The organism is uncultured Rikenella sp. (assembly GCF_947628055.1).
Lineage (GTDB): Bacteria > Bacteroidota > Bacteroidia > Bacteroidales > Rikenellaceae > Rikenella.
In genome coordinates, this window is the sequence record NZ_CANQYJ010000115.1 from 1 (window position 1) to 7,815 (window position 7,815).

Below are 7,815 nucleotides of genomic sequence, written 5' to 3' on the forward strand. Positions count from 1 at the left end.
GCTGGAGGCAGTTTTCTTTGCTTCGTTTGGCCTGCGGTCTTCCTCGCGCTGCCTCGGCATAGCCCGTAAGCGATCTCTGATCGCGGTACGCCGCTCGGTTCTTAGTCGCACAAGAAAGTGCCCCCGCGGCATGAGCGGTGAAACGAAAACAAAAAGCCCGCCCGGCAGGAGGGCTGCGAAGAAAAGGCTTTTTTTTAAGAAGAAAGCCCCGCCGGATCGAGGCGACAAAAAAACTACTATTTGCGACCGTAGGTCGCGCGGGCCGCAGCATCGCCCCGCGGAGGCTTGGAACAAGCATACCCCGTATCTCCGGTCAGGGAACCCGGCGATTTATTTCCATGGGGGCGGAGGGGGGAGGAACGGGGCGCTTCACACTACTATCCTTCCCTCCTACTCCCGTACGCAACGGACCGAAATGCCATTGGAACGCCACCCAGGACTATAAGAAGGCTTAATTGCACCCGGATTGATGACGAAATAAAAAACCGCCGTGTTCGTAATCGTAGAAATCGAAGAAGTCGCCGTACAATTGTAGCCTTGCAATCCACTGAACTTTCCGGAAAGTCGAAGTCGTTCTCCAGGGATGGGATACCAAGTCGTCGCACCGCTCTGACCGTACAGGAAAAACCAGTACCCGCAATCAGCTCCGGCACCCATGTCGGAAGAGGTCGCATTAGGCACAGTCGTGCCAGATCGGCCAAAATTATTCCACGGACTGAGATTCCCCTCCCCGCTCCGCGGCACCCGCCAGCCTGCCGGACAAGGGTCGAACAACGTCTTTACCCCGTCCCGCCAAAGTTCGTCGTTCTGCGGCGATGTCCAGTCCATCGGTTCTGTCGCTCTGAAATAGAACGCGACGGGGTTGCGGATCGCGGAAAACGAAAAACATTCCGCTTTCCGGAAGTCGAACCCGGAAAGCGGAATGCCGATGAAAAATGAACCGATGGAAAAGTCAGAGCAGCCCTTTGATGTCTGCGATAATCCGATTCGCCAACGCCTCCGCCGCCGCTTTGTCCTTACTTTCCGCATAAATACGGATAATCGGTTCCGTATTCGACTTGCGCAAGTGAACCCATTCCGTCGGAAAATCGATCTTCACCCCGTCGATGTCATTCACCTTCTCCGAAGCGTACTTCGCCTTCATCTTAGCCAAAATACCGTCCACATTCGTCCCCGGTATCAGGTCGATGCGGTTTTTGGAGATATAGTAAGCCGGATAAGTCGCCTTGAGCTCCGACAACCGTTTCCCCGTCTTGGCCAGATACGTCAGCAGCAGCGCCACCCCCACCAACGCATCCCGCCCGCTGTGCAAAGCCGGATAAATCACCCCTCCGTTCCCCTCGCCGCCGATCACCGCATTCGTTTCCCGCATCTTCGCCACCACATTGACCTCGCCCACCGCCGCCGCCGCATACGAGCCGCCATGTTTTGCCGTCACGTCCGCCAGCGCCCGCGAAGAGCTCAGATTCGAGACCGTATTCCCCGGAGTCTGCGACAGCACATAGTCCGCCACCGCCACCAACGTATATTCTTCGCCGAACATCGTTCCGTCCTCATTAATCAAGGCCAGCCGATCCACATCCGGATCGACCACGATCCCCAAATCCGCCCCCGCCGCCGGCACCAGTGCCGATATTTCGGTCAGATGTTCCGGGATCGGCTCCGGATTGTGCGCGAATTTGCCGTCCGGCGTGCAGTTGAGTTCGACGACCTCGACCCCCATCGCCCGCAGCAGCGCCGGCATGACGATTCCCCCCACCGAATTGACCGCATCGACCACCATCTTGAACCGCGCCGCCCGCACCGCCTCGACATCCACTAACGGCAGCGCCAACACCGCCTCGATATGCTGCCGGTCGTAAGATTCCCGCGCGATAACCGTCCCGATTCCGTCTATTTCCGGGAAAGTATACCCCTCGCACTCCGCAATCGCCAACACCCGCGCCCCTTCCGCCGCATTGAGAAATTCGCCGTTCCGGTTGAGCAGTTTCAAGGCATTCCACTGCTTCGGGTTATGACTGGCTGTCAGGATGATCCCCCCGTCCGCCCCATGGCCGGTGACGGCCATTTCGGTCGTAGGTGTGGCCGCCAGCCCAATGGCGATTACGTCCACGCCGCTGGCCATCAGCGTCCCTTCCACGATGTCCGAGACCATCTGTCCCGAAAGACGGGCGTCCCGCCCCACTACCACCCGCAGCTTGCGCGTAGGTGTGCCGTTGGGAAAAGTGGTCTCTTTGAGCCACTGGCTGTACGAGGCTGTGAATTTCACTAAGTCGATCGGTGTCAGCGCGTCGCCCGGCATTCCCCCGATGGTGCCCCGGATGCCTGAAATGGATTTGATCAGAGTCATGATAGTTCGTAGGTTTTTATTTCCGAATTAGATGGCAAGTTACTAATTTAGCCGAAGTATTATCCCATTCCCGATGAAACTCGGTATATTTTTCCGTGAAAACATCCGTCTTTCGCTCGCGTCGATCCGGAACAACCGCCTGCGGTCGATCCTGACTATGGCCATTATCGCTATCGGGATCATGTCGCTGGTGGGGATCGTGACGGCCATCGAATCGATCAAGGCCAGTATCACCGAGTCGTTCGCATCGCTGGGGACGGGCGGCTTTTCGATCAGGAATCAGCAGCTCTACGGCATGGGATGGGGCCGGAACCGAAATGACAATTTTATCACTTACGACCAGGCCCGTGAGTTCCGGGATCGGTTTCCCATTCCATCGTCTGTTTCGCTGTCCATGAATCTGGGCAGCGGGGTGACAGCCAGATACAAGTCCGAAAAGAGCAACCCGAACCTGTGGCTGTGGGGGATGGACGAGAACGGCTTGCGCAACAGCAGTTTAGAGATCGCCTCGGGACGCAATTTCTCGCGCCACGAGGCGGAGATGGGAAACCGGGTGATAGTGATCGGGAGCGGAGTGGCGGACTTGCTGTTTCCGGACGGGGAGACACCGTTGGGAAAGGTGATCAATGTGGCCGGAGGACAATATGAAGTAATTGGCGTGCTGGCGTCCAAAGGGAGCGGCATGGGGATGGGGCGTAATGACGACTTGCGGGTGATTATGCCGATCATGACGGCGCGGGCGGCGTTTCCGTATATGCGGGTGAGCACGGCGGTATCGGTGATCCCGGAGGACGCGCGGCTGCTGGAGATGGCGGCGAGCGAGGCGGAGGGGCTGTTCCGGACGATCCGGCGATTAGGGCCGGCGGACGAGTCGGATTTCGCGGTCGAACGGAGCGATTCGCTGGCTGCGATGCTGGCGGAGAATATGGCTACGGTCACGATGGTGGCGTCGCTGGTGGGACTGATTACGCTGCTGGGGGCGGCTGTGGGGCTGATGAACATTATGCTGGTGTCGGTCAGTGAACGCACGCGCGAAATCGGGACGCGGATGGCGCTGGGGGCCAAACCGCGGATGATCCGCGAGCAATTTTTGTTTGAGTCCATTATTGTCAGCCAGATGGGGGGCTTTTGCGGGATCGTATTAGGAATTTTGTGCGGCAATTTGATCTCGGTTTTGACGGGAGGGGTGTTCGTGGTGCCGTGGCTGTGGATTTTCATCGGGGTGGCGCTGTGTTTAGCGGTCGGAGTGGGATCGGGGTATCTGCCGGCCCGCAGGGCGGCTGCGCTCGATCCGGTGGAGGCGCTGCGGTACGAATAACGGGATCGAACGGCGAATTGCAATTTTTGCCGTCGCATTGCTTCCATTACTTCCGCATGATTTTTAGGCTTTCATGCCAGACGGTAGCTCGTTTTCGCTTGGCCGCTCAGCGCCCGTAAACGCAGGAACTTACGGTTAATGGACGATTGTTTCCGCGTGAGCGCACGGGCCGGACGTCGCCCCACGGGAGACCCGGTGCCGTTCGGCACTTGAGCCGAAGAATTCACTCCGCTTAATACAGTCCTACTGGCTCCGGCACGTGCGAAAGCGTTGGGACGTAAATGCTCGGTATCCGAACCGGACTGTAATTACCCCTGCGCCAGAACCTCTATCGTTTCGAGACCGGAAAACACTTCTCTCCCACCGATCGGCGACCGAAAAATAACAAGCGCCGGGGTCAGATTTCTCCCATTTTCACCAGTTCCGCCTCGCACGCTTCCATTTCGCGGTAGAAATTTTCGCCGAAACGGCGGATAATCGGCTCTCTAAGTGTCTTGTAGAGCGGTTCTCCTTTCTTGATGCCCAGTGTCTCGGCAGCGCGGCAAACCTTCCAGCGGTGATATTGCAGGCCGGTCACTCCGTTCGACAGCCTGATCAGACGGATCGGGTAGAGGTGGCACGAAATCGGCTTGCGGAAAGGCGTTTTACCCTCGCTCCACGCTTTTTCGATGGCGCACCACGTTACACCGTTCTCCCGGATGGTGTAGGCGCATTCGGCGCCATTCACCAGCGGCGTGGTCAGATCACCGTCTTCGTCGATCACCCCCACGCCCTGCTCTTCGACAGCCCGCTTGCCTTCCGGGGTCATATAAGGAGCGTAGTCGTCCCATGCGTTCTCCAACAGTGCGATTTCCTCTTTATCGAGCGGTGCTCCGGCGTCGCCTTCCACGCAGCATTGGCCGCGGCAGACCCCGAGGTCGCACGAAAAACGGGCGGTGTAAAGGTCGAGGCTGATGATTTTGTCGTCTATCTGTATCATGGCGATCGGTTGAACAGGCAAAGGTAATATTTTCTATCTTTGCCGATGCAGTTCCGGCTCGGACACTGTCCGGTCGGCATTGTCTTTGCCTTGTCGAACCTATCAAACGAAAGAGTTATGTTGCAGCGTATACAAACTGTCCATTTGCTGATCGTCGCGGCTTTGATGACTGTGATGCTTTTCTCGAACTATGCCACCGTCAAGCTGGGATCGGCTTTGCCGGAGGGAACGTCCGAATCGGTGGCGTCCGACGGTACTATTACCCGTATCACGGTGCCTCACGGGGTGGAGGAGGAGATCACGTTCGATTTGTGGGGTGTTTGCCAGAATGGGCAGAAGGTGGTGTCGACCGCTTATATGGTGGGGCTGGTGATCTTGACGCTGGCGGTGGCGCTCGTGACGATTTTCCTGTACCGCAAACGGTGGATCCAGATGCGGCTTTGTTTCGCAATGGCGGTCTTGCTGCTGGGGATCGAGGCTTATATCGTGCTGTATATCTATAAACTGAAAGATGCGCTGGATGCTATGCAACCTTATGCGATCAAATATTCGGTGGTGGATGTGTTGCCGATCGTTGCGCTGATTTTCGTCTATTTCGCGTTCCGCGGAATTACAAAGGATATTGCTCTGCTCAAATCGCTGGATCGAATACGCTAATCTATTAATTGTCCGGTTTTTCTGTGCCCTACTGTGAGTGACTGTTCTTTCTTTGAAAAGAAAGAACCAAAGAAACTTTCAGATAGCTACGCTACTCCTTAGGCTCCGCAGTCCTCTTGCATTGCGTTTTCTTTGGGGTGTGGCAATAGCGGGCATAAAGCGTTATTTACCTAAGTGCCCGCTATTGCTCACACCCCAAAAGAATCGAAGACAAGGGTATCCGGCAGGCTCAAGAGATGCGCAAGCATCTCAGAAAGTTTTTCTGGTTCTCTTTGTTCACAACCGAGCAGCGTTCCGAGGGCAGAGACTGCTTGCGGGCTATGCCGAGGTAGCGCGAGGAAAACAAGCGAAGCGAAGTTAAAGAGAACGGTACCCTCAAACATAGGGTAAAAAATAACCGGACGGTTTATTCATTATTGTATCCGAACTGTTTGAGAGCTTTGTCGTTATTGCGCCAATCCTCAGCCACTTTAACGAAGAGCTCCAGGAAAACCTTTTTGTTCAGGAATACTTCCAGGTCTTTTCTCGCCTCAGTACCCACCTTTTTGAGCTTGGCGCCCCGATGTCCGATAATAATACCTTTTTGCGACTGCCGCGCCACATAGATCACCGCGCCGATCCGATCCAGCGTCGGCGACTCCGCATATGATTCGACAGCCACCTCCGTCGAGTAAGGAATCTCCTTGTCGTAATTGAGCAGGATTTTCTCCCGGATGATCTCGCTGGCGAAAAAGCGCAAACTCTTGTCCGTCAAGGTATCCTTCGGATAATAGGCCGGACCTTCCGGCAGCAGAGCCACGATTCGCCGGATGACCGGTTCGACATTGAAACCCTCCCGCGCCGATACCGGAATGATCTCGGCGGAAGGAATTTCGCCGTGCCACCACTCCACCAACTCCTCGAGCTTATCCGGTGTGGTCAGATCGATCTTATTGACCACCACGATGACCGGCGTTCCGTTTTCGGCAGCCATCGCCCGTACTTTCGAGAGAAATTCGCCGTTTTTGTCCGGCTGCTCCACCGTGTCCGTCACATAGACCAGCACATCCGCATCCCCCAGCGCCCCCGTGGAGAAATTCAGCATCGACTCCTGGAGCTTGTACTTCGGTTTCAGCACCCCCGGCGTGTCCGAATAGACGATCTGGAAGTCCGGGCCGCTGACGATCCCCATAATCCGGTGCCGCGTGGTCTGCGCCTTCGACGTGATGATCGAAAGCCGCTCGCCCACCAGCCGGTTCATCAGCGTGGATTTGCCCACGTTCGGATTGCCGATGATATTCACGAAGCCCGCCTTGTGGGGCGTCTCGGGTGTCAGAGGAGTCTGTGTCGGTTCGTTCATGGCAGTTTTTGGCAAAGGATGAGGCAAATAGCGTGCCCGGTTACCGGTAGCTTTCGGCGAAATAGCGGTAGAACAGCGGAAACGTCTCGATCCCGCGGTAGAAATTTTCCAGCGGATAATTCTCGTTCGGCGAGTGGATCGCGTCCGTATCCAATCCGAAGCCCATCAGGATCGACTTCGTGCCCAGCACCCGCTCGAAGGTGCTGATGATCGGAATGCTTCCCCCGCTGTAAAACGGCACCGGCCGTTTGCCGAACGTATCCTCCATGGCCCGCGCCGCCGCCCGGTATGCCGCCGAGTCGGTCGGAGCCACATACGGATACCCTCCATGAAGCGCCTCGCATTTCACCGTCACGCCGTATTCCGGCGCGATTTTTTCGATATGGGCGATCAATCGTTCCGTCACTTTCCTATAGTCTTGTCCTGCTACCAGGCGCATCGAAACCTTGGCGTGCGCCGTCGAAGGAATAATGGTTTTCGCTCCCTCGCCCGTATATCCTCCCCAGATGCCGCAGACATCTAACGTGGGCCGTATCCCTTTGCGTTCGATCGTCGTGTACCCGGTTTCCCCCCGAGGCCGGTCGATACCGATAGAGGCTGCAAAAGTCTGTTCGTCGAACGGTGCCGTGTTGATCTCCGCCCGCTCCGCCGCGCTGAACTCATGGACGTCGTCATAGAAACCGGGAATGGTTACGCGTCCCGTGGTATCGTCGGTCAGCGAGGCGATCATCTTGCACAGTGCGTTCACCGGGTTGACCACCGCGCCGCCGTAGAGGCCCGAGTGCAGATCCCGGTTCGGCCCCTGCGCCTCGATCTCGACGAAGGCCAGCCCCCGCAGTCCGCAAGTGATCGACGGCGTCTCCCATCCGATGAGCGAAGTGTCCGACACGATTATGATGTCCGCCGCCAACATCTCGCGATGCGTCCCGCACCACGCCGTGAGCGATCCGGAGCCGATCTCCTCTTCGCCCTCGAACATGAATTTGACGTTGCATGCGAGGTGGCCCGTGGCGTTCATCGCCTCGAATGCCTTGACGTGCATGAAACCCTGTCCTTTGTCGTCGTCCGCCCCGCGGCCCCATATTTTTCCCTCCCTGACCACCGGTTCAAACGGGTCGGTATGCCACAGCTCGAGCGGGTCGACCGGCATCACGTCGTAATGGCCGTAGACC

6 protein-coding genes are annotated in these 7,815 nt (G+C 57.0%); 2 read left to right on the top strand and 4 right to left on the bottom strand.

What is annotated here, in order from left to right:
- Nucleotides 1–952 precede the first annotated feature (952 nt).
- Complete coding sequence (glmM, locus tag Q0Z93_RS09030) at nucleotides 953–2,350, bottom strand: phosphoglucosamine mutase (RefSeq protein ID WP_298064745.1); 1,398 nt, start codon at nucleotides 2,348–2,350, stop codon at nucleotides 953–955.
- A 73-nt stretch (nucleotides 2,351–2,423) separates the two neighbouring features.
- On the opposite strand from glmM, the gene Q0Z93_RS09035 reads away from it, so the two are divergent.
- Nucleotides 2,424–3,668: an ABC transporter permease gene (locus tag Q0Z93_RS09035; protein ID WP_298064747.1), complete on the top strand. Its 1,245-nt coding sequence runs from the start codon at nucleotides 2,424–2,426 to the stop codon at nucleotides 3,666–3,668.
- A 397-nt stretch (nucleotides 3,669–4,065) separates the two neighbouring features.
- On the opposite strand, the gene Q0Z93_RS09040 is transcribed toward Q0Z93_RS09035, so the two are convergent.
- Nucleotides 4,066–4,647 carry a DUF3109 family protein gene (locus Q0Z93_RS09040; RefSeq protein WP_298064749.1) on the bottom strand — a complete coding sequence of 194 codons (582 nt, stop codon included), beginning with the start codon at nucleotides 4,645–4,647 and terminating at the stop codon, nucleotides 4,066–4,068.
- A gap of 117 nt (nucleotides 4,648–4,764) precedes the next feature.
- On the opposite strand from Q0Z93_RS09040, the gene Q0Z93_RS09045 reads away from it, so the two are divergent.
- On the top strand, nucleotides 4,765–5,304 hold the full coding sequence (locus Q0Z93_RS09045; RefSeq protein ID WP_298064751.1) for a DUF4293 domain-containing protein: 540 nt from the start codon (nucleotides 4,765–4,767) through the stop codon (nucleotides 5,302–5,304).
- A 406-nt stretch (nucleotides 5,305–5,710) separates the two neighbouring features.
- Here Q0Z93_RS09045 and era read toward each other — a convergent pair whose 3' ends face one another.
- Together era and Q0Z93_RS09055 are read right to left on the bottom strand one after the other, a co-directional pair.
- The gene (gene era / locus Q0Z93_RS09050) at nucleotides 5,711–6,643 is read right to left on the bottom strand and encodes a GTPase Era (protein WP_298064754.1); all 933 of its coding nucleotides are present in this window, start codon (nucleotides 6,641–6,643) and stop codon (nucleotides 5,711–5,713) included.
- Between the two features lie 40 nt (nucleotides 6,644–6,683).
- A partial coding sequence (locus tag Q0Z93_RS09055; RefSeq protein ID WP_298064756.1) for a dipeptidase occupies nucleotides 6,684–7,815 on the bottom strand: 1,132 nt, incomplete at its 5' end.

Excerpts from the sequence above, each read along its gene's own strand:
- era (WP_298064754.1), bottom strand. The coding sequence starts at position 6,643 with ATGAACGAACCGACACAGACTCCTCTGACACCCGAGACGCCCCACAAG.
- glmM (WP_298064745.1), bottom strand. The coding sequence starts at position 2,350 with ATGACTCTGATCAAATCCATTTCAGGCATCCGGGGCACCATCGGGGGA.
- Q0Z93_RS09045 (WP_298064751.1), top strand. The coding sequence starts at position 4,765 with ATGTTGCAGCGTATACAAACTGTCCATTTGCTGATCGTCGCGGCTTTG.
- Q0Z93_RS09040 (WP_298064749.1), bottom strand. The coding sequence starts at position 4,647 with ATGATACAGATAGACGACAAAATCATCAGCCTCGACCTTTACACCGCC.
- Q0Z93_RS09035 (WP_298064747.1), top strand. The coding sequence starts at position 2,424 with ATGAAACTCGGTATATTTTTCCGTGAAAACATCCGTCTTTCGCTCGCG.